We start from the raw sequence: 24080 nt of genomic DNA on the forward strand, positions 1-24080 counted from the left end.
CCTGATTGTGGTGTGGCGCCGCGCCGGCTCGGCCTGCGGTGCATGGGCTCCCGGTCAGTGTCCTTCCCATGCGCTGCTTGCTGTCATGGTGGGTGGGGCGCATGCTGGAAGGGCGGAAACGCGAGCGGCAGAACTCGAGGGAACGCCCATGGCAACATCACTCTACGACCTCAGCGTGCCGACCTTCCTGCAGACCGTGAGGGCCGTGACAGGCTTTCTCGATCGTGCGGCCAGGCACTGCGCCGAGACCGGGGCGAATCCCGACGACTTCGTGAACGCGCGCCTTTTCGAAGACATGGCGCCCTTCCACTTTCAGGTCGAAGCCACATGGCACCACTCCGTGTGGGGGGTGGAAGCCCTCAAGACCGGTGTGTTCGCCCCGCCGGCCTTGGTTGGACCCGTCCCGTTCGCCGACCTGCAGGCGATGATGGGCAAGGCGGAAGTGGCGCTGGAGGCGTTCACGCCCGACGAGATCGACCGATGCGCGGGCAAGAACCTGGACCTTCAGATCGGTCCGCGGAGGCTCGCCTTCACGTCGGAGACGTTCATCCTCTCGTTCTCCCTGCCGAACTTCCATTTCCACGCCGTCACTGCCTACGACATCCTCCGCTCGCGCGGTGTACCGATCGGCAAGCGTGATTACGAAGGCCGGCTGCGCACGAGATCCGCCTGAGCCGGAGCTCCGCGTAGATTCCCTTGGTACCGTTCATTCGGTGCCAGTACGCTCCGGGCGTGTCTGCGAACGGGAATCGCATGCGTCAAGCCCACGTGGTGATCCTGACAGCGATCACGCTGGAGTACCAGGAAGCGCTCAAGGTGGAAGACGGCGCGTGGGAGGGAAGCCGCTGGGAGGAAGAGAAGGGACCCAACGAACTCCCGGTGGCGTTCCGGAACTTTCGCGGCAAGGGGGGAAAGCCCCTTCGAGTCGTGGTGGCCCAAGCCGGGGACATGGGAGGGGTCGCGGCGGCGAATGCGTTGTTGCCTCTCGTGGAAGCGTACCGGCCCCGGTGCGTAGCGATGAGCGGTGTCTGTGCGGGACACCCTCGCAAGACAAGCCTGGGGGACGTGATCGCCCCGGAGCGGTTGTTCTTCCACGACACGGGCAAGCGAGAGCCCGATGGCGTGAAGCAGGACCTCAAGACATACAACCTTCCAGACGCCTGGAAAGTGGCGCTCGAGCACTTCGACTTCAAGACGCGCTTCCAGAACCAGGAGTGGTGGAAGAAGCGCCCCATCTCCTACGAGTGGCAGGAGAACTGGGTGCTGGCGATATTGCACCAGGGCGTCGCAGACCCTGCGTCTCATCCCGACTGCGAGACGTCCTGCCCTCAATGGGAGAAGGTCATCGAGTTGCTCTGGAACTCCGGAGACGTGGAGCTCGGCACGCTCACGCTGACGGAAAAGGGGCGCAAGCGCATCGGGGCCGTGCTGATCAAGCATCGCAACCAACTGCCAGACCTCGCTCCCACAGGGACGATGCGCCCGTTCAAGGTCCACGTCGCGCCGATGGGCAGCGGCAATCAGGTTGTGGAGGACGAAGCCATCTGGGACCTCATCTCTGAGTCCATGCGCAAGACGCTGGGGTTGGAGATGGAAGCCGCGGCTATTGGGGCGGTAGCCCATGCCCAGAGCGACAAGAACCTCAAGGCCCTGGTGATGAAGGGGGTCATGGACTTCGCCAATCAAGGCCGTGACGACCACTTCAAACAGTTCGCTGCGCGAGCCTCCGCCGAATGCCTGCTTGCGTTCTTGCGCGAACAGCTCGACCTGGAACTCATCCCTGGGGTTGATGACCTCCTCATCCCAGGAACGAAAGAGCGTCTGCCAAAAGATCCGCCTCCCTCCGCGCTCTTGAATGCGCGTTACGCAGTCGTTCCGTTCCATGAACGCGGACGCGAGAAGGTCCTCGCGGAGTTGAATCGATGGAGCAGAGAGGGACCGCCAGTCGCGGCCCGGCTGGTTCACGGGGAGGGAGGAATCGGCAAGACCCGACTGGCCATCGAGTGGATGAGCCGCCTTTCTGAAGAGTGGGTTGTCGGCTTCCTGCCCAAGGATGTACCCGAGAACTGGTTCGAGCGACTCTGGGCGCTCGGCCGACGGGTGATGGTGGTGATCGACTATGCGGAGAGCCGCGCCGATCTGAGTGCAGTGCTGATGCGGGTACTGCGCTACGCCCAGCAGCAGGACTCAGGAGCGCATCGCCCTGTACGCCTGTTGTTGCTCGCTCGCAGTGCGGGCGACTGGTGGCAGTCGCTGCTCCAGTCCGATGCCGCGCTGAAGCAATGGCTCGGCACCCCTTATGAATTGACGCCGCTGGCGACTCATGTGGACGAGCGTGAGCAGGTGTTCCACGAGGCGGCAGAAAGGTTCGCGAAAGAGCGCGGCAAGTCATACCGGAAGCGGGACAGTCCTCCCCTCACTGATCGGCGCTTCGAACGGGTTCTCTACCTCCACATGGCGGCGCTCGCTGAAGTGGAAGGCTCCAAGTTCGAAGCTCACTCGCTGATGGATGTGGTCCTCGACCATGAGGAGCGGTTCTGGGAGTCGCGAGCCCGGATGGATGATGTGAAACTTTCGTTCCAGCGCTCAATGGCGAGACAGGTGGTTGCCGCCGCAACGCTTCGTGGAGGACTTGCGGACCAAGACACGGCCGTACATACCGCGCAGGCTCTCTTCGGCGGTACGCTGTCCGAGAGCACAAGGCTGTTGCTGTGGTTGCTTCATCGCATCTACCAGCGGACTGGCACCGGGAGTTCGACATTCCTTCCTCCTTTGGAGCCAGACCTCCTCGGCGAAGGCATGGTGCTTCGTACCGCCTCCCCGGACCAGGAAGAGGCTCGTCCACCACCTGATTGGATTGATCGGGTGTTCCCTGAGAATGAAAGGACAGGGGCGGTAGGCATGGGCTTCCAGGTCTTGGGCCGTGCATCTGCCGCGCGACCTGATGTGGTGCGACCCTGGATCGAGCGACTCCTTACCGCCTCTCTGCATCAGCGCGCGCTCCTCGCTCTGCAAGCCGCAAAGGCGGTGGGCTTGCACACCGCATTCTCGGTTCTCGGCGATGCACTGGCTGATCAGCTCGAAGCACTTGGAAACGAGCGTTTGGCTCTCAAGTTGGAGTCGGCAGGTATCCCTGACCAGACCGTATCGCTTCGCAGAGTTGCTGAATGGGTTGATCGAACACTCCTGGGAGGGCTAGGTGTCTCTGAACAGGAGGACATGCTCGCGGAGCGGGCACGGCTTCAAAACAACCTGAGCAACAGGTTGAGCGACATGGGCCAGCGCGAGGAGGCACTGAAGGTCGCTCAGGAGGCCGTGGCACTGTACCGAGTCCTCGTTCAGCGCAACCCCGACGCCTTCCAGCCCGACTTGGCCATGAGCCTTGGCAACCTGGGCACCAGGTTGAGCGACATGGGCCAGCGCGAGGAGGCCCTGAAGGCCGCTCGGGAGGCCGTGGCACTGTACCGCGTCCTCGCTCAGCGCAGTCCTGATTCTTTCCAGCCCGACTTGGCCCGCAGCCTCAGTAGCTTGGGCGCCAGGTTGAGCGACATGGGCCAGCGCGAGGAGGCCTTGAAGGCTGCTCAGGAGGCCGTGGCACTTCGCCGAGTCCTCGCTCAGCGCAACCCCGACTCGTTCCAGCCCGACTTGGCCCGCAGCCTCAGTAACCTGGGCGCCATGTTGAGCAACGTGGGCCAGCGCGAGAAGGCCCTGAAGGCCGCTCAGGAGGCCGTGGCACTGTACCGAGTCCTCGTTCAGCGCAACCCCGACGCCTTCCAGCCCGACTTGGCCATAAGCCTCAACAACCTGGGCGCCAGGTTGAACTCGCTGGGCCAGCGCGAGGAGGCCCGGAAGGCCGTTCAGGAGGCAGTGGCACTTCACCGCATCCTCGCTCAGCGCAACCCTGGCGCCTTCCAGCCCGACTTGGCCATGAGCCTCAACACCCTGGTCGCCATGTTGAGCAACGTAGGCCAGCACGAGGAGGCTCGGAAGGCCGTTCAGGAGGCCGTGGCACTGTACCGAGTCCTGGTTCAGCGCAACCCTGACGCCTTCCAGCCCTACTTGGCCAGCAGCCTCAGTAACCTGGGCATCAACTTGAGCGCGCTGGACCAGAACGAGGAGGCACTGAAGGCCGCTCAGGAGGCCGTGGCACTGTACCGCGTCCTTGCTCAGCGCAACCCCGACGCCTTCCAGCCCGACTTGGCCCGCAGCCTCAACAACCTGGGCGATAGGTTGAGAGAGCTTGGTCTGCATGAGGAAGCACTGAAGTCTTACGAAGAAGCTTTGGACAGCATCTGGCCCTTTTTCGAGCAGTTCCCGCTGGCATTCGAGGGACAGACAAAGATGGTGCTCTGGGATCTCATTCGAACGCATCAGACCCTTCACATCCCTCTTTCTCCTGTGCTCAATGAGAGGATAGAGAAGTTTTTGCTCCTCTCAGGGGCCGAGCAGTCCGGTGGATCGTGACCCCTTCTTGTCTACCATTGCTCTGAGGTGGCCCCAGACTTGCGTGCTGGCGGTAGAAGCCCGCGAGGGTGGCGGCTCTCGCAACCTTTGGCATTCAGCGCCCTGGCAGAAGCGAGTTCGCCCCAGGACTCCTCCCGTGTCAGGTCGGCGTCGAGTATCCGCTGCCGCAGAGTGGTTTTCGGGGTCCGGATGCAGCGGAGGGCTCCCAAAGGCCATCCTGTCCGAATGACCATCCTTGAGCCGGTGTTGCTAGGCGGCGCACTCCTGGGATGTATCACGCGGGCGGTGTGGGGCTTCATCTCAGGCGGGTGGGCATGGGGCGTAGGAGGCTTCTTCGCGGGCTTGCTGCTGGGCCCCATCGTCATTCCGCTCGTGCTCGCGGCCATGTCCATCCTGTTCATGGCAGTGATCTGGGGCCACCGGAAGACGTTGCGACATCTCTCATATCCGTCATGGCCAGAATATTCGCGGCGCGCGCCGTAATCCCTTCAGCAACTTCACGAGAGGGGAACGGAATCCATGGCACTTCGACGGATGGTGGCGGCATTGACCCTGTTTACGCTCACGGCCTGTGGCCCGGAGGGTGTCACTGAAGACGGTCTGGACGAGGGGGGCGCGCCCGGGGCGGAGCTCTCACTGGCGGACCAGGAACAGGCGAGCTGGGGTTGGTACACCACGTCGGAGGAGCTGGCCCCGGCGAAGTGCTCCGGGACCGCGCTGGGCCTATGGCGCGTCCTGCAGCCACGCCTGGTGCGACAACGTCCGGCTGGGCTGCAACACCCCGCCGAGCGGCACCACGAAGGGCTATCCGACCTGGACGCCGTCCTTCTCCGAGGAGTCCACGCGCCCCACCATCTGCCCCAATGGATCGTGGGTGACGGGCTTGTCGTGTTCGGGGGGCTACTGCGACGACGTCTCGCTGGAGTGCACGCCCATCTCCGGCCGCACCGCCGGCAACTGCTACTGGTCGGACCCCATCGCCGAGTTCAAGTCCACCTTCATCGCGCCCGCGAACCATTTCATCCGGGGGGCCAAGTGCGCCGGCTGGTGGTGCGAGTCCATGACCCTCTACTACTGCGAGATGCTCTGAGCGCGACCGGCCCCGTCGCGTCCTCGCGCGGCGGGAATCGGGGAGGCGCTCAGCCGCGAATGCGCTTGCCGAAGGGGGCGAACGCGACCATTCCGAGCTTGAGGTGCTGCAGCGCGAAGGGAATGCCGATGATCGTCAGCGCCAGGCCGACGCCGATGACGACGTTGGTGAGGAAGATCCAGATTCCAGCGAAGAGCGCCCAGACGATGTTGAGCCCGAAGCTCATCGCGCCCGCGCTGGGAAGATCCTCGATGTCCTTGCCGAAGGGCATCAGCGCGAGCCCGGCCATCTTGAAGCACTGCACGCCGAACGGGATGCCGACGAGGGTGAGGCAGAGCACCAGCCCACCCAACAGGTACTCGAGGCAGAGCACCAGCCCTCCGCCGAAGATGATCCACAACAGGTTGAGAAGCAGGTTCATGCTCGGCTTATACGTTGGAGTCGTCAGTCGATGACATGAGCCCGCCTGAATTTCGCCAGGCCTCGATTTCAGGCGAGCTGCGCCTGTTGCCGGCGTCCTCCGGACAGGCGGACGCTGGACGCCAGGTGTCACGCCTCCTGAGGCCGCAGCGCGTGGGCGATGTCCACGAGGCGCTGGAGCTCGGCGTCGCTCATCTTCAGGTGCCGGGCAGCGGCCTCCAGGTCTTCCGGAGGGAAGGCGCGCATGGCCTTGGGGGTGAACCAGTTGAAGAGGGTGACGATGCCGCGCACCAGCGGCGAGCGGGTGAGCACGGCCGTGGGCGGAATGATGGCGCCCTTCACCTTCGCGCCCTGGTCGAGCGCCTGCTGGCGCTGGGCGGCGTTCGGGCCATGCCCCTCCGCCACCACGAGCTGTGCGCTCATGGTGGTGATGTTCTGGCCGACGAGGTCGCAGTAGTGGACCCACTCGTCCTGCGCGGGCGGCAGTGCGTTGTGCGCAATGACCAGCACCTTGCCCACCATGGCCACGCCCAGCGTGCGGCCCTTGAAGGCGCCCACGACATCCGGTGCGTCGAGCGCCGCCGGGCCTCCGTGCTCGGAAGAAGCAGTCATTGGGGCCATGCTCTCCCGGGGGGAGGAGCTGTCGCAACCCACTGCACTTCCGGTATGTCCGGAGGTGGCGCGGGCGTCAGGCCCCACGAAACGCGTGGTGGGGGCGCCTCACGAGCCAGGGCGCGGGGTGTCTGTCCATCCCCGAGCCCCGTCGTGAAGGCGTCCCGCCAACCGGCGCCTACTCCTCCGCGGCCTCTTGCGGCTCCTGGAAGTCCACGTCGAAGTTGACGCGCTGGCCGGGCTCGATGGTGAAGGTCTTCTGCCAGTGTGACGGGCCCACGGTGACGTTGAGGCGGTGGTAGCCCTCGAAGACGTCCAGCTCCTCCACGGGGACCGTGCCCACGGGCTTGCCGTCGACGGAGACGTTGGCGCCGGCGGGACCTCGCACGTTGATGAAGGCCTTGTTGAGGAAGAACTGGTAGGCGGAGCGGCCCGTGGGGGCCACCGTCACGGTGCGCGACACGGAGATGCCGAGCGCGCCGTTGGTGAAGGTCAGCAGGTGCTTGCCCGGCGGCAGCGACGCGGACAGCGGCGTGCGGCCCAGCAGCGCGTTGTTGAGCGTGACCTCCACGCGCGGCTCCACGGTGAGGTCCAGGATGCCCATCACGGGCCCCGCGTCCACACCGGCGTCCACGCCCGCGTCCTCGACGCCCGCGTCGAAGGGCTCGGCCACGACGATGGGCAGGCCCGCGTCGAAGGTCTCCACCGTCATCGTGCCCTGGAGCTGGCGCTGGACGATGACCGCGCCCGCGCCGAGCGTCAGCACGAGCCCGCCCACCACGTACGGCACCCAGGAGCGTGAAGGCTTCTGCGCGGCCACCGTCTGCGCCGTGGGGCTCGCCGCGCCGCCGAAGATGGGACCCGAGGGCCGCGCCTCCGGGGATGCAGCCGGAGCAGGGGAGGGCTTCACCGTCTGCGCAGTGGCGCCAGCAGGCACCGTCGCGGCACTCGGAACCGTGGGCTGCGCTGACGCCGCGACCGGAGCGGTCGACGTATTCTTCGCGGGCGTCGCTGCCTGCGCGCTCTGCGTGACAGCGGCCGTAGAAGCCTGCGCGGGCGCCGAGGTCTGCGCCACCGGCGTCTGCGCGGGCGCGGAGGCCACGGGCTGCACGGGCGCCGGCTTGGGGCTCTCCGAGGAGAACTCCGGCACCTTGCTCTTCACGGGCTCCACGAGCCCCGCGCCGTTCGCGATGAGCTCCGCGATCTGCGGCGCCGGCATGCCCGCCTTCGCCAGCGCCTCCGCGATGCCCTTCTCAATCGTCGCCCTGCGCGCCGCACGCGCCTCGGCCTCCGGCGGGAACAGCTTCGCCAGGTGCTCCGCGAACTCCTCGTGCGTCGGCAGCTTGCCAATCGCATCCACCAGCGCCTCGCGGAACGCGAGCGCCGACGGGTAGCGCTCCAGCGCCCGCTTCGTCGTCGCGCGGCGCACGACGGCATCCAGCTTCAGCGGCACGTCCGCCGGCATCGGGGGCAGGGCGCGGTTGAGCACCGCCTTGTCCGGATCCGCCGACTCCTTGAACGGCATCTTCCCCGTGAGGCACTCGTGCAGCGTGAGCCCCAGGAGGAACACGTCCGACTGCACGTTGACCGCCTCACGTCCGCCCAAGAGCTGCTCCGGGGACGTGTACGCGCGGCGGTTCTTCACGCGCTTGCCACCGCGCTCGCGCGGCGCCACGGACAGCGCGCCGTAGCCCGTCACCTTCGTGTAGCCGCTGAAGGACACCATCAGCGTCTCGGGCCGGATGTCTCCGTGCACCAGCGGCGAGCCGTCGTCGTTGCCCGCCACGTGCGCGTAGTGCAGCCCCATGGCCGCGTCCGCCACCACCAGCGCCGCGAACGCGGGCGACATGCGCGGGTTGGCTTCCAGCACGCGCCGCAGCGGCTCGCCGTCCGCGAACTCGGTGACGCGCGCGAGGCCGCCGTCCAGCTTCTCCAGGCCGTGCACGCGCAGGATGTTCGGGTGCTCGAAGACGATGGCGCGGTTCGTCTCGCGCTCCAGGCGCGCCACCAGCTCCGGGTTCTGCGCGATTTCAGGCGGTGCCCAGATGAGCACCACGGGGCGGGGCGTGGCGCCTTCCTCCAGCGCCAGTCCGAGGAAGGCACGCGAGCCCTCTCCGGCAAGGAGGGGGCCGAGTGACTGATAGCGAGGCGAACTCATGGGAACGGCATGCTAGTGCCCTTCCCGTCGATCCTGGAATCCCCGGGTCGCGCCTAGAGTCGCTGGCCTTCGAAAGGCAGCGTCAGGTGGTAGCCATAACGCCCGCGCCGCACGAGCAACAGCACGCTACGTCCCCGTCGCGCCGTCAGCAGGGCTTCACGGAAAGTGTCACCCGTGGGGACCGGCTGATTGTTCATCCGCAACAGCACGTCCCCCGGCTCCAGCCCAATCTCCGAGGCGGCCGACCCCGGACGCACGGACGCAATCGCCATCCCGCCCTTGCTCTCCTTCACGCGGAGTCCCAGCTTCTCCCACGCCAGGTTCTCAAGCAGGCGAGCCGGAAATTCGACCGGCGTGACCTGCACCGTGCGGTTGCCGCCTGCTCGGAAGAGGACCAAGGGGAAGACCGAGCGGGCCGGATAACCGCGCACGCGCGAGTCGAAATCCTCGGCGTCCTGGATCCGCGAACCGCCCAGCTCCGCGACCACGTCACCGCGCTGCACGCCGGCCTGCGCGGCGGGGCTGTCCGGATCCACGTTCGTCACGATGACACCGTACGTGCGGTCCCACCCGAGCCGCGCGGCCACCTGCGAGGGCAGGTCCGCCGTGTCCATGCCCACCCACGCGGGGCGCACCTTCCCGAAGCGCGTGAGCTCCTCCACGATGCGCCGCACCTTGTCCGCGGGGATGGCGAAGCCGATGCCCTGCCCGTTGGCGTAGATGGCCGTGTTGATGCCGATGATCTCCCCGTCCACGTTGAGCAGCGGCCCGCCGGAGTTGCCCGGGTTGATGGCCGCGTCCGTCTGGAGGAAGTCGTTGTAGACGCGGTCGTCCGCGCGGAAGGTGCGGCCCGTGGCGGACACCACGCCCGCCGTGACGGTCTTGCTCAGGCCGAACGGGCTGCCGATGGCGACCACCGTCTCGCCAATCATCAAGTCGGAGCTGGTGCCCAGCTTCGCGGTGGGCAGGGGCTCCTTCGCGTTGACCTTGAGGACCGCCAGGTCGTTGTTCGCGTCACTGCCCACCACCTCCGCGTCGAAGGTGCGCCCGTCCGCGAGCACCACGTGGATGGCGGAGGCGCCCCGGATGACGTGGTCGTTCGTCACGATGATGCCGGACGGATCGATGATGGCGCCGCTGCCCAGGCCCGTGATCCGCTGGCGCGTCTCCGGCTGCGCCATGCCCTGGCCGAAGAACTCCTCCAGGGGCGAGCGGGGCCGGCCCCGGAAGCGCGACTCCACCTCCTGCTCGGTGCCGATGTAGACGACCGCCGGGGAGACCTTCTGAACCACCTCCACCACGTCGCTGCGGCGCCGGGACAGGTCCGCGTGCGCCGGAAGCGCCAGCACGAGCCCCCACAGCAAGAGCCCCCACCGGATGTGTGCTGCCCTCATGCCTTCCTCCGTACGCCGCCGGGAAATGTCTCCCGGAAGACAGTCTGAATGTCGGGAAGGCCTCAGCCATTCCCTGGGTGTCTGGAAGCGGCGTCCCGCTCTTCATAGACCAGATGGTGCGGCCGTGATCGAACGCACTTTCAGGCAGAACGTCCTTGCCCTGGGCCGATTGCGGCGTTGGGGGAGCAGGGGCAGTCCTGGGAGTCCCGGCGCGGCGTGTCGCTGGCTGCCCGCGGGGGCCTTGGGAGTGGTTGCGCATGAGTCTCGTCCTGGTCGCGGATGACGAACCCGCGGTGCTGGAAGTCCTGAGCCAGGTGATTGAGGACCTGGGGCACGACGTGGTGCGCGCGAGGGATGGCGAGGAGGCCCTGGCGCTCGCCCGGGCGCACCGGCCGCGGCTGGTGGTGACCGACCACATGATGCCGCGCATGAGCGGCATGGAGCTGTGCAGCCGGCTGAAGCAGGAGCCCGGCCTGCGCGAGGTGCCCATCATCCTGCTGAGCGCCGTGCTCCAGCAGGGCTCGCCGGATGCGGCCGCGTTCCTCAACAAGCCCTTTGAGATCACCGACTTCGAGGCACTGGTCCACGACGTGCTGGCGAAGGCCCCCGCCGCGCCCCCGGAGCCCGCCACGCCCGTGGAGGCGCTGAGCCGGTGGGTGGCGCAGTCGCTCCAGGGCCCGCTGGAGGCCGCGAAGCATGAGCTGCGCACGCTTCGCGACCTGCCCCCGCCGGGCAGGGGCGCGGTGGAGGCGCTGGGCGCGCAGCTCCAGTCGCTGGAGCGCATGGGCCGCTACCTCCAGGACGCCGCCCGGCTGAGCGCGGGCAGCGTGACGTTGCGGCCGGTGGAGGGCGACCTGCGCCAGCCGCTGGAGGCCTCCCTCGCGCGGTGCCGCACCGCGGGGCCGGCGGTGCCGGTGGAGGTGACGGTGCCCCCGGAGGCGGTGGGCCTGCGCTTCGATCCGGAGCGCCTGGAGCAGGTGTTCGACGTGCTCCTGTCGAACGCGGCCCGGCAGGGCGGGGTGCGCGTGGAGCTGGAGGCGTCCGCGGAGCAGGTGCTGGTGCGCGTGAGCGACCCGGGGCCGGGCATCCCCGAAGCGGAGCTGCCCCGGCTGTTCCAGCCCTTCCCGGAGGGCCCCGCGCGAGGCGAGGCGCTGGGGCTCTACGTGGCCTCGGAGCTGGCGAAGCTGCACGGCGGCGCGCTCTCCGCCGAGTCGCGCCCCGGGCAGGGCGCGACGTTCAGCGTGTCGCTGCCGCGCGTGGCCTGACGCCTCAGGCCTTCTGCGACTTCAGCATCCAGCCGATCATCTTGTAGAGCAGGCGGGCGCCCACGTTGGCGTCCCACTCGCTGCCCTCCGGGTCGGGGGCCACTTCGGTCAGGTCGAAGCCGACGATGGTGCGGCCCGAGCGCACGACGCCCGCGACGAGCGCGGTGGCCTCCGGGAAGGACAGGCCGCCGGGAACCGGGGTGCCGGTGTTCGGGCACAGCACGGGGTCCAGGCCGTCGATGTCGAAGGACAGGTAGACCTGCTGCGGCAGCTTGTCGACGATCTGCTTCACCTGCTGGTTCCAGGGCAGGCCGTCGAAGCGGTTCTGCTGGAGGACGGCGTCGTAGAACGCGTGGATGCGGCCGCCGGAGTCCTCGATGTAGCGGTGCTCGTTCTCGCTCATGTCGCGCAGGCCCACCTGGACCAGCGTCTTCACGCCCGGGATGCGCTCGCACACGTTGTAGAAGATGGACGCGTGCGACCAGGTGAAGCCCTCGTACGCGACGCGCAGGTCGGCGTGCGCGTCCAGGTGCAGCACGCCCATGCCGGGGTACTTCTCCGCGTGGGCCTGGATGATGCCGAAGGAGATGGCGTGGTCTCCGCCCACGGCGGCCACGAGCTTGCCCTGCTCCAGCCACTGCTTCGCGGTGCGGTAGACGTGCTCGTTGAGCTTCTCGCTGAAGCCGTTCACGTCCTTCGCGGCGGCGAGCAGCTCGGCCTCACCGGACTCGATGCCGCCCGCTTCGATGACGAGCTGGGCGCGCTCCTTGGCGCGCTCGTTCCACGTGTGCAGGTCGGCGGGGGCCTCCAGCATGGCGATGCCACGCTCATAGGGACGGCCGGTCTCCACGTCGAACAGGTCCACCTGCTTGCTGGCTTCCAGCAGGGCGGCGGGGCCGTTGGACGTGCCGCCTCCGTAGCTGGTGGTGGCCTCGAAGGGCACGGGGATGACGACGACGTGGGCCTCGTCGGGAGAGTGGGGGAGGCCGAAGATGCCGGAGCCCGGCTGCGCGGCGGCGGCGGGGTCGAAGTGGGTAGCCATGGCGGCGCAGGATACGGTTCCGCTCCCGGGGCGCAATGGCTTCGGTGGTGCCTGGCGGCAGGGCAGGGAGGAAACGGATGGCGACGCGGAAGAAGACGGTGGCGAAGCGCAGGGGTGGGCTCACGGTGGACGACGTGCGCGAAATGGCGCTGGCCCTGCCGTCGACGGAGGAGCGCCCCTCCTACGGAACGCCCGGGTTCCGCGTGAGCGACAAGCTCTTCGCGCGGGTGCTGGATGACGACTCCATCGTCATCAAGGTGGACTTCGACCACCGCGAGGCCCTGCTGGATTCCAAACCCGACATGTTCAAGGTGACGCCGCACTATCAAGACTGGCCCATGGTCATCGTGAATCTGAGGACCGTGAATAGGCGCCTGCTGGAGGTCCTGCTCCAGGAGGCCTGGCGCCGCTGCGCCTCCGCCAGGGTGCTCAAGGCGCTGGAGCCCGCCGCGACGGCTCCCAAGCGAGCGGCGAAGAAGGCTCCCGCCCGCAAGCGGAGCGTGTAGCGGCTGTCAGTCCCAGCGCACGACGATCTTGCCCACGGTGCTGTTGCCCGCCATCCGCTCCAGTCCGGAGCGGATCTCCGTCATGGGCAATACAGCATCCACCACGGCCTTCAGCGCGCCGGAGTCGAACAGGGGCAACAGCTGCCGCTCCGCCACCTGCGTGAGCAGCATCTTCTCCTCCGGAGGCCGGCTGCGGAGCACCGTCCCCTTCAGTGTGAGCCGCTTGCGCATCACCGGGCCCAGGTCCAGCTCCGCTCGCACGCCCGCCACCGAGCCCACCTGCATCAGCCGCCCCCGGGGCGCCATGGCCTTCACGGACTCCGGCAGGTACGCGCCGCCCACCAGGTCCAGGCACACGTCCGCGCCACGCCCCCCGGTCGCCTCCAGCACCGCGTCCGCGAACACCGGCGGGTTGCTCTCGCAGAGCACCGTGTGGCCCACGCCCCACTCGGAGGCCCGCGCCAGCTTGTCCCTGCTCCGCCCCGTGCCCACCACCCGCACGCCCATGGCCCGGCAGAGGAGCGCCGCGGCGGAACCCACGCCGCTCGCCACCGCGTGCACCAGCACTGTCTCCCCGGGCCGCAGGTCCGCCTGGAGCACCAGCGCGTCATACGCCGTGAGGTACGCCTCCGGCAGCGCCGCCGCGTCCGCGAAGTCCATGCCCCTGGGCATGTGCAGCACCTCGCGCTCGTGCGTGGTGAGCACCTCGCTCCACGCGCCGCCGCCCACCAGCCCCATCACCCGGTCGCCTGGCTGGAACCTGCGCGCGCGCGGGCCCACCGCCACCACCTCACCCGCGTACTCCAGACCCGGCACGTCCTGGGGCACGTCGGGCGGCGGCGGGTACGCACCGCGCACCTGGAGCAGGTCCGCGCGGTTCAGCGCGCTCGCCCGCACGCGCACCTGCACGTCGTAGGGCCCCGGCACCGGCTCCGGCCGCTCGTCGAACGCGAGGACCTCCGGACCGCCCGGCTTCGTGATGCGCACGACCTTCATGACCCTGACTCCTTCCGTTACAACAACAACCGCGTCACCAATCCGAAGTACGCCAGCAGCGTGATGTTGTCGGACACCGCCAGCACCAGCGGCGCTGACGCCAGGTGCGGATCCACCTTCAGCCGCTTGAAGAGGAACGGCAGCACGCCGCCCAGACACGACGCCAGCGTGGCGGACACCGTCACCGCCACGAACAGCGCCAGGGGAAAGCCGAACCCCGGCGAATAGACGCGCCCCAGCAGCGCCACCACGGCCGCCGCCATCAACCCGGCCAGGCTCGCGGCCAGGACCTCGCGCGCCACCCGCTTCTTGTCCACCTCGCCGTGCGTGACCATCGACACCGAGACCGCCGTCGTCTGCACGCCCAGGCTCTCCGACAGCACCAGCACCATGGGGATGAAGGCGCTCACCACCACCAGCTCCGCCACCGTGCGCTCGAACAGCCGCGTCGTCGTGGCCGCCAGGAACCCGCCCGCGATGTTTACGAGCAGCCACGGGAAGCGCTTGAGCGCCATGCGCCCCGGCCGCGTCTCGCGCTCCTCGCCCTGGGGCAGGCCCACGAAGCGGTAGACCTCGTCGCGCACGCGGCCCTCCACCTCGTCGAAGAGCGTGTCGGAGAAGGCGTCCACGAACTGGTTCATCTCCACCACGCCCACGATGCGGTCCTCCGCGTCCACCACCGGGAACGCCAGGAAGCGGTAGGTGACGAAGAAGTCCTCCACCACCGCGTCGGAGGCGTCCACCGGCAGCTTCACCACCCGCGTGAACATCAGCGCCGCGATGCGCTCGTCGGGGGCCGCGCGGATCAGCTTGCGGATGGGCACCACGCCCACCAGCCGGCCGGCCGGGTCACACGCGTAGCAGTAGAAGATCTCCCCCGTGCCGGGGTGGGCGCGCAGCTTCTCCAGCGCCTGGGCGACCGTGTCCTCCACGCCCACGGCGGTGAAGTCCCGGGACAGCCGGTCCCCCTGCAACAGCGTGTGAGCGGTCTCCGGAGGCATCTGCACGGGGCCGGGCACGAAACGTCCTGGCCCGCCGGAGCGTCAAGGCTTATCTAGGACTCCATCCGCCATGTCACTCGCGCCGTGTCCCATCTGTCAGAAGCCCGTGCCTCCGCGTCCGGAGAACACCTCTCATCCCTTCTGCTCCCGCCGCTGCCGCGCCGTCGACCTGGGCCGCTGGCTGGGGGAGGAGTACCGCGTGCCCGACCGTCAGGCCGAGCAGCAGGAGGACGAGTTGCCCTCCGACGGTGAGCCGCGCCGCCACCACGACGCCTGAGCCGTCGCCGGTGTCCGGAGCTGGAAGATTCCCGGACCGCTTGAACGACAGGGCAGGGGAGCGTGCCACCGGAAGGCCCGCGCCCGTGCGCCCCGGAGGGCAGGAGGCGGGCGTGCTGCTGGAGTCGCGGGGGGAGTGACGGTATACCCGCCTGCCGTGAAACGCGCCGTCAACCTCATCGCCAGCCTGCTCGTCACTGTCGCCTTCATGTGGTGGGCCTTCCGGGACACGGACGTGTCCACGCAGGTCGCCAGCCTCAAGGCGGCCAACTACGCGTGGCTGCTCCCTTACTTCCTGTGCCTCGCCTGCATTCACGTCTTCCGCACGCTGCGGTGGGGCGCGTTGCTGTCGGGCCTGGAGCACGTGCCGTTCCGCAAGCTGAACGAAGCGTCCGGCATCGGCTTCATGATGCTGCTGGTGCTGCCGTTCCGGCTGGGTGAGTTCGCGCGCCCCTTCCTCATCGCCCAGCGCAGCTCCATCCGCCGCAGCGCGGCCATGACGTCCGTGGTGCTGGAGCGCATCGTGGACGGCCTCTTCGTGGCGGCGCTGTTCCGCGTGCTGCTCTTCTTCGTCCCCACGGAGACCCCCGAGGTCCGGTACGTGAAGCTGGGCGCGTGGCTGATGTTCGCCGTGTTCGGCGGCGGCCTGGTGTTCCTGCTCCTGGGCCTGTGGCAGCAGGAGCGCACGGTGCGGCTGGTGCGCGCCACTGTGGGCCGCTTCTCCCCGGGCATCGCGGACAAGGTGGCGGACATCGTCGACACGTTCGTGGGGGCCATGCGGCAGCTCCCCGACCGCAAGCACATCGCCCTCTTCTTCCTCTACACGTTCGCCTACTGGGGCGTGAACGGACTGGGCATGGCGCTGCTCGCGCGCGCCTTCGACTGCTCCGGCGCGGCGGCGGGCACGGCCTGCGAGCCGATGAACCTCACGCTGTTCCAGTCCTACATCGTGATGTGCGTGCTGGTGGTGGGCGTGATGATCCCCGCCGCGCCCGGGATGATGGGCACCTTCCAGGCCGCCACCAAGGTGGGCCTGGGGCTGTTCCTGCCCGCAGCAATGGTGAACGCGCACGGGCTCGCCTACGCGAACGTGCTGTGGCTGTGCCAGACGCTGCAGCAGATCGTCATCGGCCTCATCCTGCTGTCCATCAGCCACATGTCCTTCCGTGAGCTGGCGGGGAAGATGAAGAAGGACGACGACACGACGGTCACCCGCTCGTCGGTAGCCTGAGGCACTCCGGCGCTACGGGGCGGGCTGGAGGGCCTGCCCTCCGTCGGTAGGAGGCGGGGACGCGGGAGGCACCTGCTGGGCGCGCACGCTGTTCCGCACCTGCTCGGTGACGGAGGCGGGATCGACGGTGCCTTTGAAGGTGCCGAAGGGCGTCTCGATGCGCTGCTCGTGCTTGCCGTCGGTGCCCGGCGGACCGCACCAGGCCTTGGTGGAGTCCTTCAGCGAAGCCACGGGGGTGTGCACCGCGGTGCGCGTCTGCGTGGTGGACTTGGCCACCAGCACGTGGTCGCGCATCAGCACGCAGTGGTCCTCGTCGAAGTACCAGGCCGCTGAGCCGTCCGCGAACTCCTGCGCCCGCTCGGGTCCCCGGCCCATGGTGTCCGCCACCTGGGCGGCCGTCATGCCGGGGTAGAGCTTCTCGAAGCCGGAGGTGGCGCAGCCGGTGGCGGCCAGCGCGAACAGTGCGGACAACAGGGAAGGACGCATCCGGGGCGCGACTCCTGGAAGGAGAGGCGAACGACCCTAGCGTGTTCCTCCCGGACCGCTCCAGGTGGGGCCCGGAGCCGATGACGGGAGGATTACAGCTCCTGCTCCAGCCAGCGCGACAGCTGTTCGCGCAGCGACCGGACACGGCGGCGGAGCAGGGGGCCGCTCACGACTCGCCCTCCGTCTTGGCGGGCATGCGTCCGTACTTGGACAGCAGGTCCTCCACGGCTTCACGCAGGTACTCGCTCTGGTGGATGCGGGTGCGCCGCGCCAGTTCGCGCAGCTTGTGCACCTGCTCCTCGGGAACGAGGACGTGGGTGGAGACGATGTCGGCCTCGGGGCTTCGGACCTCACCGGGTTCCACCGCGGACGGGGACGACGGAGCGTCGGGGCTCAGCGGGCTGGCGCTTCCATCCTGCATCGGGCTTCCTCCAGGAATGCTGCTACAGGCCGCTACCGACCTGGCGTGGGCATTAGGGGGCCGGCCTCTCGTGCCGTCAAAAAAAGGGACACCGGATGGGGGTGGTTGACTTGAAAGCCGATGCGCTGTTACTCGCGCATCCACGTAAGGGGAGTAGTTCCCGCCCGGCAGCGAGGGGCGGAGGGGCGCTCGACACACTGGCTGGTGACAGCCCGGGCCCCCATCCCGCGCAAGCGCGCGAGACGAACGAGACCTTCGGACAGGGAATCAACGTTCCCTGGCCGAGGTCCGTCGTGCGCGCTCCTCCCTGAAGCGCTCCACCCCACGACAGCCTCCGCGCCAGGGACTGGGATGGGGTGCCATCGTGTCGTTGGAAGCCATCGTCGGTTCATTCGTTCTCGTCGCCGCCAGTGAGATGGGGGACAAGACCCAACTGCTGGCGTTCTCGCTGGCGTCCAGGTTCCGCAAGCCGTGGGCGGTGCTGGGCGGCATCTTCGTGGCCACGGTGGCCAACCACGCGCTGGCGTCGTCGGTGGGCACGTGGGTGTCCGTGCACGTCCCCGCGCGGGTGATGGCGCTGCTCTTGGCGGTGATGTTCCTGGGCTTCGGCCTGTGGACGCTCAAGCCCGACACGCTGGATGAGGACGGCGGCAAGCCCCCGCGCTTCGGCGCCTTCCTCACCACGGTGGCGCTCTTCTTCATGGCGGAGATGGGGGACAAGACGCAGCTGGCCACCATGGCGGTGGCCGCGCGCTACCAGGCGCCGGTGCTGGTGACGCTGGGGACGACGGCGGGGATGCTGCTGTCGGACGGCCTCGCGGTGTTCCTGGGCGACCGGCTGTCCGGGCGGGTGAACATGAAGTACGTGCGCTGGGTGACCGCCGCGCTCTTCTTCCTCTTCGGCTTCGTGTCGCTCTGGACGGCCTGGCGCGGCTGAGGCTTCACGAAGGGCCCCGGCGTACAGGGACGCCGGGGCTTCGGGGGCAACGGCTACTTCAGGCTCGCCGTGTCGATGACGAAGCGGTAGCGCACGTCGTTCTTGAGCATGCGCTCGTAGGCGTCGTTGATCTTCTGGATGGGGATGACCTCCACGTCGGCGGCCACCTGGTGCTTCGCGCAGAAGTCGAGCATCTCCTGCGTCTCACGGATGCCGCCAATCATCGAGCCGCCCAGCTTGAGCCGGCGGGGGATGAGCGAGAAGGCCGCCAGCGGCGTGGGGTTCTCCGGCGCGCCGACGATGATCATTGTACCGTCCGTCTTCAGCAGGCTGAGGTAGGCGTTGTAGTCGTGCTGCGCGGAGACGGTGTCCAGGATGAAGTCGAAGGACCGCCGCAGCTTCTTGAACGTCGCCTTGTCGGACGTGGCCTCGAAGTGCGCGGCGCCCAGGGCGAGCGCATCATCGCGCTTGGACGGCGAGGTGCTCAGCACCGTCACCTCCGCGCCCATCGCCTTCGCCAGCTTCACGCCCATGTGGCCCAGGCCGCCCAGCCCCACGACGGCCAGCTTGCTGCCGGGCTTCACGCCGTAATAGCGCAGCGGCGAGTACGTGGTGATGCCCGCGCACAGGAGCGGCGCGGCGCGGTCCAGGGGGATGCCCTCCGGGATGCGCACCACGTACTTCGCGTCCACGGTGATGCGCGTGGAGTAGCCGCCATAGGTGGGCTGGCCGTCGTAGTCGCGGCCGTTGTAGGTGTTCACCGCGCCGCGCTCGCAGTACTGCTCGTCGCCGTTGCGGCACTGGGGGCAATCGCGGCACGAGTCCACGAAGCAGCCCACGCCCACGGTGTCACCCACCTTGAACGTGGTGACGGCGCTGCCCACCTGGGACACCCTGCCGACGATCTCGTGGCCCGGGACCATGGGGAAGAGGGCACCGCCCCACTCGTCACGGGCCTGGTGGATGTCGGAGTGGCACACGCCGCAGTACTGGATGTCGATGAGCACGTCCTGGGGACGCGGATCGCGACGCTCCACGGTGAAGGGGCCGAGCGCGGCCTTCGCGCTGGGGGCGGCATAGGCAGGGGTCGTAGGCAAGGAAGGCTCCTGGTGGAAGACGAAGCAGGGGCGGCAATGTAGCGACGCCGGAGTCTTCGTGCCCGGGGGAACCACCGGCGCAGTGGACCTGCCCGGGGAGCATCCGGGAGACTCCGCGCCCATGAGCCAGGAACGTCTGCAGCAATCCCTGTCCGCGGGTCCCCACCACCTCCTCTCCCGCCTGGTCGGCACGTGGGAGGGCGTCGCGCGCACGTGGTTCCAGCCCGACAAGCTGGAGGATGAGTCGCCCATCTCCGGCACCTTCCGGAGCGTGCTCGACGGCCGCTACGTGGTGCACGAGTACACGTCCTCGATGGGAGGCAAGCCGCTGTCCGGGATCGCGACGCTGGGCTACCACCTGGACGGGCGGCAGTTCACCATGTCGTGGGTGGACACCTTCCACGTCGGCACGGACATCATGAACCTGCTGGGCGAGCCCGGGGTGGGCGACCGTGTCTCCGTCACCGGCAGCTACCACACCGGTGAGCAGTCGCCCCGCTGGGGCTGGCGCGTGGACATCGACGTGGCCGGTCCGGATGCGCTGGTCATCACGCACTTCAACATCGAGCCGGGAGCGGCCCCGCAGAAGGCCATTGAGATTCAGTACAAGCGGCGCGACTCCAGGTGACGTGGCCCGCACGCGCGGTGTGTGACGCGGTGGGTTGATACACTGGGCGGCTTAAGGATGCTTGGCAGGCAAACAAGCTAATTCTGGTTTTGCTTGAATGCAACTGTCTTTCTGTGATAACTCATGGGGGGCCGTGCGTCCCGCCGGCACTCACCTGAAAGGTTCCCCCCATGCGTTTGAAGACGATTGTCGCCAGCTTTGCCTTTGGTTCGCTCCTGATGGCCTGCGGTGGAATGGAGGGCGAGGAGGGCGTGGCGCAGGACACGCAGCCTTCGCTGGTCACCTCCGAGCAGGGTCTCTGTGAGGGCTATGCCGCCGGCGCCCGCATCTGTACCTTCCGCTGCACCGCGGGTGGCGGGTGGTACGCGTATCCCGTGAACTCCGTTCCGTACGGCCAGTGCCAGGACTACGCCAACTCCTTCTGCGGTGGCACCGCCGCCGCGACGTGCTGGAGCTTCTGAGCCAGGACGCGCGCTTCGTGACGTCCGGCGTCCGTCCAGTCCTCGGTGAATGAGAGGGATTGGAGCCCCTGGAGCAGGGTGGGCAGTTCACCCTCTTCCAGGAGGAAGCGCGCGGACGGGTGCGGATGGCGTTGCAGGTTGCGCCGGGTGGGCTGGGCGAAGACGAACAGCCCGCCGGGTGCAAGGAGCTTTGGCACGGCGGCGAAAAGAGGCCGCCAGAGGTAGTTCAAGCACACGACCAGGTCGAACGGACCGGGCGGCAAGGCATCCGTTTCCAGGTCCAATCTCAGACGCGTGAGGGACACGCCCGCGTCGCGCGCGAGTCCTTCCGCCTGCGCCAGCGCCACGTCGGAGATGTCCACCAGGGTGACATCCAGCCCGCGTCGCGCGAGCCAGCACGCGTCGTGTCCCGCGCCGCCAGCCAGGTCCAGCGCCCGGCCCGTGTGGGGCAGCCGGTCGTCGAGCGAGCGGAGGAAGCCAGAGGGCTCCCGCGACGCGGTGGCCTGCTGGTACTTGTCGTTCCAGCGCTGGCGATCCTCCTGGGACATGGCTCGGTTCCTTTGGGGGACTACTTCGGGTTCATCAGGGCGTTGAGGGACGGGTAGCTGGCGGCGGCTTCGAACAGGCTCGGAGAGTGTCCCTCGCGGAGGAAGGCGGAGGCGAGCGCTCCGGCCCGGCCCCAGATGGCCTCCGAGATGGCGGACCCGGCGCTGAGCCGCCGCACCCCCAACCGCCGCAGCTCCGCCGGAGCGGGGAGGTCCTGCCGCGCGAGCACGTTCACGGGCAGCGAGGTGCCCCGGGTGATGGCCTGGATCTCGGCGGCATCCGTGACGCCCGCGGCGAAGAGGCCATCCGCGCCGGCCTGCTGGTAGCGGGCGGCACGGGCCAGGGTCTCCTCCACGCGGCGCTCGGGTGGCACGAGCTTGCGCAGGTAGACGTCCGTGCGCGCGTTGACGAAGACGTCCACGCCCAGGCGCGCACCGGCCTGCTTCACGCGTTCAATCTTCGCGGCGAGCAGCTCCGGAGGACCGCTGCCGTCCTCCAGGTTGCAGCCCACGGCGCCCTCGGACAGGAGACGGGCCACGTTCTCCGCGGCGGTGGCCGGGTCGTCCGAGTAGCCCGCTTCGGCGTCCACGGTGAGGGGCACCCGGATGGCGCGGGCGATGGTGCGAACCGTGTGGACGAGCACGTCCACGGGCAGCGCATTGCCGTCCGGGAAGCCCAGGGCCCAGGCGATGCCGGCGCTGGTGGTGGCGATGGCCTTCGCGCCCAGGCTCTCGAAGAGGCGGGCGCTGCCGGCGTCCCAGACATTCGGAAGCAGGAGCAGGTCAGGGCCCTGGTGCAGCGCGCGGAAGGTGGCGGCGGTGTCGGGACGGGCGGTCATGCGTGGGAGCTCCGGTGACGGGGTGAGAGGGATTCAGGCGTGGGTCTGCTCATGGTCGAGCAGCCAGCGTTTGCGTTCCAGGCCTCCTGCATAACCGGTGAGCGAGGCATTGGCACCGACAACGCGATGGCACGGGACGACGATGCTGATGGGATTGGCGCCATTGGCCAGGCCCACGGCGCGGATGGCCTTGGGACGTCCGATGCGTTCGGCGAGCCGTCCATAGGTGGTCGTCGTGCCGGCGGGAATCTCCCGGAGGGCGCGCCAGACCTCGCGCTGGAAGGGTGTGCCGCCGGTCTCCACGGGAAGGGCTGCGACGGCGCCCAGGTCTCCGCGCAGATACGCCTGGAGCGCGGAGGTGCGGCCGAAGGGGTCGCGCGCGGGCTCCAGGACGCAGCCGTTCTCGCCGTAGTGCAGGCGCAGGAGCCGGTGCATGCGGGCCTCGTAGTCCTCCCAGTCCAGCGCGCGCAGGCGGCCTTCCTCATCGCAGACGAGGAGCGCCACGCCAGCGGGGGTGGGCGAGGAATCGATGAAGAAGCGCAGACGGTCAGGCATGGGCTTTCCGGCGGGAAGGAGCGGTGGGAAGGCGCCGCGCTCGGGTGTGGGTTTGGGAATCCGGCCTGGGCTCAAGGGCCTGGAGGGCAACCGAGGTCCAGAGGTGCTGAGCGGCGTACGCGCGCCAGGGGCTCCAGGCTTCGGAACGCTGGAGCAGCGCTTCGGGCGTGGGACGTGGGCCTCCAGCTTCCGTCGCGGCGCGAAGCAGGGCGACGTCGGAGGCGGGAAAGGCATCCGGCTCCCGGACGGCGCGGAGGGCGATGTACTGGGCGGTCCACTCGCCGATGCCGGGCAGGCGCGTGAAGCGGGCCACGGTGTCCGCGAGCGACGGGCCGGGCTGGAACAGCGTGGGATCCGCCCTGGCCGCCGCGGCAAGCTGGGAGAGCGCCCGGACCCGAGCGGCCGGCATGCCCATGCCCGTGAGGTCCGCCGAGGCGAGGACTTCGGGACGGGGGAAGGCGCGCTGGAGCCGGGCATCGCCGGTGAGCGCTGGATCCAGGCTTTCGCCATGCAAGCCGAGGAGCCGCTGTCCCAACTGCCGCGCGGCGGCGGTCGTCACCTGCTGGCCGAGGACGGCGCGGACCGCCAGCTCGAAGCCGTCCCAGCCCCCCGGAGCGCGAAGGCCGGGACGCGCCGCGAGAAGGGGCGCGAGCAGGGCATCCGTCGACAGGTGGGCACGGATGGCCTCCACGTCCGCGCCCACGTCGAAGACGCGCCGGACCTGGGCGACGACGGAGGGCAGCATCCGCACGTCGCTGACGCGCAGGGTGGCGCGCAGGGCGTCGAGCCCCGGTGCGGGGGACACCTCCACGGCGCCCTGGCCCCAGGCATTCGTGAACGTGCGCAGATAACGGCCGGGCTCGACGTGCTCCATGCCAGTGAATGCGCGGGCCGTCAGCCAGGCCACCATCGCGTCCCAGTCGTAGGGCGGCCGGTAGGGGATGAGGAGCGTCACCTCGGGGCCCGCGGACGTCACCGGAGCCGCGCGGGCACGGCGGAGGGCGCCTGGAGGCCGGCCGTAGAGCGACTGGAAGACGGCGTTGAAGCGCCGCACGCTGCCGAAGCCGGACGCGAGGGCGACCTCGGCCATGGAGAGGGAGGTCTCGTGGATGAGCTGACGGGCGAAGAGCACGCGGCGCGTCTGGGCCACGGCGACCGGTGAGGCGCCCAGGTGCTGGTGGAACAGCCGCCGCAGTTGGCGGTCTCCGACACCGAGCCGGTCCGCCAGTACCTCGACGCTGGCCTCGTCGGCGTCCAGCAGGCCGTCCGCGATGAGCGCCAGTGCCCGTGACACGGTGACGGAGGTGCCGCGCCAGGGGGCCAGCGAGGGCGAGGCCTCGGGCCGGCAGCGGAGGCACGGCCGGAAGCCCGCCTCCTGGGCGGCGGCGGCGGTGGGGTAGAAGGTGCAGTTCTCGAAGCGGGGCGCGCGGGCCGGGCAGATGGGGCGGCAGTAGATGCGCGTCGTCTTCACGGCGGTGAAGAACCGCCCGTCGAAGCGGGAGTCCCGCGTCGTCAGCGCGCGGTAGCAGGCGGTGGGGTCCAGGCCGTCCATGAGGGGAAGGTCACACGGCCGACCCGGGATGTCTGGCCGTTTTCGGACGTGGACGTGGGCCCGCCGCCGAGTCCGTCTGGAGCCCGGGCCGAAAAGAAAAAGCC

The 24080-nt window shown here is 68.8% G+C and carries 24 protein-coding genes; 10 read left to right on the forward strand and 14 right to left on the reverse strand.

Annotation, left to right across the window (positions count from 1 at the left end; all coding sequences use genetic code 11):
- The first annotated feature begins 148 nt into the window (after positions 1-148).
- From ACX114_RS17420 to ACX114_RS17430, 3 genes are all read left to right on the forward strand, one after another.
- Positions 149-673, forward strand: a complete 525-nt coding sequence (locus tag ACX114_RS17420; RefSeq protein WP_459299220.1) for a DUF1993 domain-containing protein — start codon at positions 149-151, stop codon at positions 671-673.
- 80 nt (positions 674-753) lie between these two features.
- Complete coding sequence (locus tag ACX114_RS17425; protein WP_459299221.1) at positions 754-4464, forward strand: tetratricopeptide repeat protein; 3711 nt, start codon at positions 754-756, stop codon at positions 4462-4464.
- 874 nt (positions 4465-5338) lie between these two features.
- On the forward strand, positions 5339-5554 hold the full coding sequence (locus ACX114_RS17430; RefSeq protein WP_459299222.1) for a hypothetical protein: 216 nt from the start codon (positions 5339-5341) through the stop codon (positions 5552-5554).
- Positions 5555-5603: 49 nt separating this feature from the next.
- On the opposite strand, the gene ACX114_RS17435 is transcribed toward ACX114_RS17430, so the two are convergent.
- The 4 genes from ACX114_RS17435 to ACX114_RS17450 form a co-directional block, all read right to left on the reverse strand.
- Positions 5604-5975 (reverse strand): YccF domain-containing protein, encoded by a 372-nt coding sequence (locus tag ACX114_RS17435; protein ID WP_172810389.1) that lies wholly within the window; start codon positions 5973-5975, stop codon positions 5604-5606.
- Between the two features lie 128 nt (positions 5976-6103).
- The gene (locus tag ACX114_RS17440; protein WP_459299223.1) at positions 6104-6586 is read right to left on the reverse strand and encodes a SpoIIAA family protein; all 483 of its coding nucleotides are present in this window, start codon (positions 6584-6586) and stop codon (positions 6104-6106) included.
- Between the two features lie 178 nt (positions 6587-6764).
- Positions 6765-8744: a protein kinase domain-containing protein gene (locus tag ACX114_RS17445; RefSeq protein ID WP_459299224.1), complete on the reverse strand. Its 1980-nt coding sequence runs from the start codon at positions 8742-8744 to the stop codon at positions 6765-6767.
- A gap of 53 nt (positions 8745-8797) precedes the next feature.
- On the reverse strand, positions 8798-10138 hold the full coding sequence (locus ACX114_RS17450; protein WP_459299225.1) for a trypsin-like peptidase domain-containing protein: 1341 nt from the start codon (positions 10136-10138) through the stop codon (positions 8798-8800).
- 257 nt (positions 10139-10395) lie between these two features.
- Here ACX114_RS17450 and ACX114_RS17455 point away from each other — a divergent pair, with 257 nt between their 5' ends.
- Positions 10396-11403, forward strand: a complete 1008-nt coding sequence (locus ACX114_RS17455; protein WP_459299226.1) for an ATP-binding response regulator — start codon at positions 10396-10398, stop codon at positions 11401-11403.
- Between the two features lie 4 nt (positions 11404-11407).
- Here the strand turns inward: ACX114_RS17455 and ACX114_RS17460 are convergent, their stop codons facing one another.
- Positions 11408-12445: an agmatinase family protein gene (locus tag ACX114_RS17460; RefSeq protein ID WP_459299227.1), complete on the reverse strand. Its 1038-nt coding sequence runs from the start codon at positions 12443-12445 to the stop codon at positions 11408-11410.
- A 77-nt stretch (positions 12446-12522) separates the two neighbouring features.
- Between ACX114_RS17460 and ACX114_RS17465 the strand changes: the two genes are divergently transcribed.
- Positions 12523-12951, forward strand: a complete 429-nt coding sequence (locus tag ACX114_RS17465; RefSeq protein WP_459299228.1) for an MmcQ/YjbR family DNA-binding protein — start codon at positions 12523-12525, stop codon at positions 12949-12951.
- Between the two features lie 6 nt (positions 12952-12957).
- Here the strand turns inward: ACX114_RS17465 and ACX114_RS17470 are convergent, their stop codons facing one another.
- Positions 12958-13947, reverse strand: coding sequence for an NAD(P)H-quinone oxidoreductase (locus ACX114_RS17470; RefSeq protein ID WP_459299229.1), 990 nt, complete (start codon positions 13945-13947; stop codon positions 12958-12960).
- A 17-nt stretch (positions 13948-13964) separates the two neighbouring features.
- Positions 13965-14966 carry a magnesium transporter gene (locus tag ACX114_RS17475; protein ID WP_459299230.1) on the reverse strand — a complete coding sequence of 334 codons (1002 nt, stop codon included), beginning with the start codon at positions 14964-14966 and terminating at the stop codon, positions 13965-13967.
- A gap of 52 nt (positions 14967-15018) precedes the next feature.
- On the opposite strand from ACX114_RS17475, the gene ACX114_RS17480 reads away from it, so the two are divergent.
- Positions 15019-15225 (forward strand): DNA gyrase inhibitor YacG, encoded by a 207-nt coding sequence (locus ACX114_RS17480; protein WP_459299231.1) that lies wholly within the window; start codon positions 15019-15021, stop codon positions 15223-15225.
- Positions 15226-15381: 156 nt separating this feature from the next.
- Positions 15382-16455, forward strand: a complete 1074-nt coding sequence (locus ACX114_RS17485) for a lysylphosphatidylglycerol synthase transmembrane domain-containing protein (protein WP_459299232.1) — start codon at positions 15382-15384, stop codon at positions 16453-16455.
- Positions 16456-16467: 12 nt separating this feature from the next.
- Here the strand turns inward: ACX114_RS17485 and ACX114_RS17490 are convergent, their stop codons facing one another.
- Both ACX114_RS17490 and ACX114_RS17495 read right to left on the reverse strand, forming a co-directional pair.
- Positions 16468-16941 (reverse strand): hypothetical protein, encoded by a 474-nt coding sequence (locus tag ACX114_RS17490; RefSeq protein ID WP_459299233.1) that lies wholly within the window; start codon positions 16939-16941, stop codon positions 16468-16470.
- A 166-nt stretch (positions 16942-17107) separates the two neighbouring features.
- Positions 17108-17362, reverse strand: a complete 255-nt coding sequence (locus tag ACX114_RS17495) for a ribbon-helix-helix domain-containing protein (RefSeq protein WP_014396286.1) — start codon at positions 17360-17362, stop codon at positions 17108-17110.
- 370 nt (positions 17363-17732) lie between these two features.
- On the opposite strand from ACX114_RS17495, the gene ACX114_RS17500 reads away from it, so the two are divergent.
- Positions 17733-18299, forward strand: a complete 567-nt coding sequence (locus tag ACX114_RS17500) for a TMEM165/GDT1 family protein (RefSeq protein WP_459300187.1) — start codon at positions 17733-17735, stop codon at positions 18297-18299.
- Positions 18300-18352: 53 nt separating this feature from the next.
- Here ACX114_RS17500 and ACX114_RS17505 read toward each other — a convergent pair whose 3' ends face one another.
- Positions 18353-19396, reverse strand: a complete 1044-nt coding sequence (locus tag ACX114_RS17505) for an NAD(P)-dependent alcohol dehydrogenase (protein WP_459299234.1) — start codon at positions 19394-19396, stop codon at positions 18353-18355.
- A gap of 121 nt (positions 19397-19517) precedes the next feature.
- On the opposite strand from ACX114_RS17505, the gene ACX114_RS17510 reads away from it, so the two are divergent.
- Complete coding sequence (locus tag ACX114_RS17510) at positions 19518-20024, forward strand: DUF1579 domain-containing protein (RefSeq protein ID WP_459299235.1); 507 nt, start codon at positions 19518-19520, stop codon at positions 20022-20024.
- Between the two features lie 170 nt (positions 20025-20194).
- On the forward strand, positions 20195-20485 hold the full coding sequence (locus ACX114_RS17515) for a hypothetical protein (RefSeq protein ID WP_459299236.1): 291 nt from the start codon (positions 20195-20197) through the stop codon (positions 20483-20485).
- Here ACX114_RS17515 and ACX114_RS17520 read toward each other — a convergent pair.
- From ACX114_RS17520 to ACX114_RS17535, 4 genes are read right to left on the reverse strand one after another with little or no spacing between them, the layout of a single operon-like run.
- The gene (locus ACX114_RS17520) at positions 20431-21033 is read right to left on the reverse strand and encodes a class I SAM-dependent methyltransferase (protein ID WP_459299237.1); all 603 of its coding nucleotides are present in this window, start codon (positions 21031-21033) and stop codon (positions 20431-20433) included. The two genes, ACX114_RS17515 and ACX114_RS17520, sit on opposite strands and share 55 nt — an antisense overlap.
- A 20-nt stretch (positions 21034-21053) precedes the next feature.
- Entirely contained in the window at positions 21054-21869 is an 816-nt protein-coding gene (locus ACX114_RS17525; RefSeq protein WP_459299238.1) for an isocitrate lyase/PEP mutase family protein, read from the reverse strand.
- Between the two features lie 33 nt (positions 21870-21902).
- Positions 21903-22424: a methylated-DNA--[protein]-cysteine S-methyltransferase gene (ogt, locus tag ACX114_RS17530; protein ID WP_459299239.1), complete on the reverse strand. Its 522-nt coding sequence runs from the start codon at positions 22422-22424 to the stop codon at positions 21903-21905.
- A complete protein-coding gene (locus ACX114_RS17535) occupies positions 22417-23976 on the reverse strand; it encodes an AlkA N-terminal domain-containing protein (protein ID WP_459299240.1) in 1560 nt (519 codons plus the stop codon). Before ACX114_RS17535 ends, ogt begins: the two co-directional genes overlap by 8 nt.
- Positions 23977-24080 lie beyond the last annotated feature (104 nt).

Source organism: Corallococcus sp. M7, assembly GCF_054512695.1.

What these genes read in the sequence shown, in the direction of transcription:
- ACX114_RS17510 (WP_459299235.1), top strand. Translation starts at nt 19,518, where the DNA reads ATGAGCCAGGAACGTCTGCAGCAATCCCTGTCCGCGGGTCCCCACCAC.
- ACX114_RS17480 (WP_459299231.1), top strand. Translation starts at nt 15,019, where the DNA reads ATGTCACTCGCGCCGTGTCCCATCTGTCAGAAGCCCGTGCCTCCGCGT.
- ACX114_RS17425 (WP_459299221.1), top strand. Translation starts at nt 754, where the DNA reads ATGCGTCAAGCCCACGTGGTGATCCTGACAGCGATCACGCTGGAGTAC.
- ACX114_RS17535 (WP_459299240.1), bottom strand. Translation starts at nt 23,976, where the DNA reads ATGGACGGCCTGGACCCCACCGCCTGCTACCGCGCGCTGACGACGCGG.
- ACX114_RS17420 (WP_459299220.1), top strand. Translation starts at nt 149, where the DNA reads ATGGCAACATCACTCTACGACCTCAGCGTGCCGACCTTCCTGCAGACC.
- ACX114_RS17465 (WP_459299228.1), top strand. Translation starts at nt 12,523, where the DNA reads ATGGCGACGCGGAAGAAGACGGTGGCGAAGCGCAGGGGTGGGCTCACG.
- ACX114_RS17440 (WP_459299223.1), bottom strand. Translation starts at nt 6,586, where the DNA reads ATGACTGCTTCTTCCGAGCACGGAGGCCCGGCGGCGCTCGACGCACCG.
- ACX114_RS17525 (WP_459299238.1), bottom strand. Translation starts at nt 21,869, where the DNA reads ATGACCGCCCGTCCCGACACCGCCGCCACCTTCCGCGCGCTGCACCAG.
- ACX114_RS17490 (WP_459299233.1), bottom strand. Translation starts at nt 16,941, where the DNA reads ATGCGTCCTTCCCTGTTGTCCGCACTGTTCGCGCTGGCCGCCACCGGC.
- ACX114_RS17455 (WP_459299226.1), top strand. Translation starts at nt 10,396, where the DNA reads ATGAGTCTCGTCCTGGTCGCGGATGACGAACCCGCGGTGCTGGAAGTC.
- ACX114_RS17470 (WP_459299229.1), bottom strand. Translation starts at nt 13,947, where the DNA reads ATGAAGGTCGTGCGCATCACGAAGCCGGGCGGTCCGGAGGTCCTCGCG.
- ACX114_RS17515 (WP_459299236.1), top strand. Translation starts at nt 20,195, where the DNA reads ATGCGTTTGAAGACGATTGTCGCCAGCTTTGCCTTTGGTTCGCTCCTG.
- ACX114_RS17520 (WP_459299237.1), bottom strand. Translation starts at nt 21,033, where the DNA reads ATGTCCCAGGAGGATCGCCAGCGCTGGAACGACAAGTACCAGCAGGCC.
- ACX114_RS17460 (WP_459299227.1), bottom strand. Translation starts at nt 12,445, where the DNA reads ATGGCTACCCACTTCGACCCCGCCGCCGCCGCGCAGCCGGGCTCCGGC.
- ogt (WP_459299239.1), bottom strand. Translation starts at nt 22,424, where the DNA reads ATGCCTGACCGTCTGCGCTTCTTCATCGATTCCTCGCCCACCCCCGCT.
- ACX114_RS17450 (WP_459299225.1), bottom strand. Translation starts at nt 10,138, where the DNA reads ATGAGGGCAGCACACATCCGGTGGGGGCTCTTGCTGTGGGGGCTCGTG.
- ACX114_RS17495 (WP_014396286.1), bottom strand. Translation starts at nt 17,362, where the DNA reads ATGCAGGATGGAAGCGCCAGCCCGCTGAGCCCCGACGCTCCGTCGTCC.
- ACX114_RS17445 (WP_459299224.1), bottom strand. Translation starts at nt 8,744, where the DNA reads ATGAGTTCGCCTCGCTATCAGTCACTCGGCCCCCTCCTTGCCGGAGAG.
- ACX114_RS17435 (WP_172810389.1), bottom strand. Translation starts at nt 5,975, where the DNA reads ATGAACCTGCTTCTCAACCTGTTGTGGATCATCTTCGGCGGAGGGCTG.